The sequence below is a fragment of the Vibrio sp. 10N.222.49.C12 genome, assembly GCF_041475025.1.
GTDB classification, from domain to species: domain Bacteria; phylum Pseudomonadota; class Gammaproteobacteria; order Enterobacterales; family Vibrionaceae; genus Vibrio; species Vibrio crassostreae_C.
In genome coordinates, this window is record NZ_JBFRVF010000132.1 from 1 (window position 1) to 400 (window position 400).

The following is a 400-nucleotide window of genomic DNA, read 5'->3' on the forward strand; positions in this document are numbered from 1 at the left end:
GCAAAGATCGCGTCACAAAAATGTGTACAAGAGATTGGATTGACCTGATCAGTTAATTTTCCGGATTGGTATTATACCAGGCTACTTTCTGTAATTTATTAAATTCCAGAAAGCAAAAAGGCTCTAGCATTTCTGCTAGAGCCTTAAATATGGCAGGGGTGGAGAGATTCGAACTCCCAACACGCGGATTTGGAATCCGCTGCTCTGCCAATTGGAGCTACACCCCTATTTTCAGTTTTAAAGAGCTGAAACTCTGAATAAGTGGCGGAGTGGACGGGACTCGAACCCGCGACCCCCGGCGTGACAGGCCGGTATTCTAACCAACTGAACTACCACTCCGCAGTGGAATACTTGTCGTCGCTGACAAGTGTTCAAATTTCAAGCCTGGCGATGTCCTACT

At 46.5% G+C, this 400-nt stretch carries 2 tRNA genes; both read right to left on the reverse strand.

The window, feature by feature from the left end:
* Positions 1–150 precede the first annotated feature (150 nt).
* A tRNA-Trp gene (locus tag AB4583_RS21280) sits at positions 151–227 on the reverse strand.
* 35 nt (positions 228–262) lie between these two features.
* Positions 263–339, reverse strand: a tRNA-Asp gene (locus tag AB4583_RS21285).
* Positions 340–400: the final 61 nt, after the last annotated feature.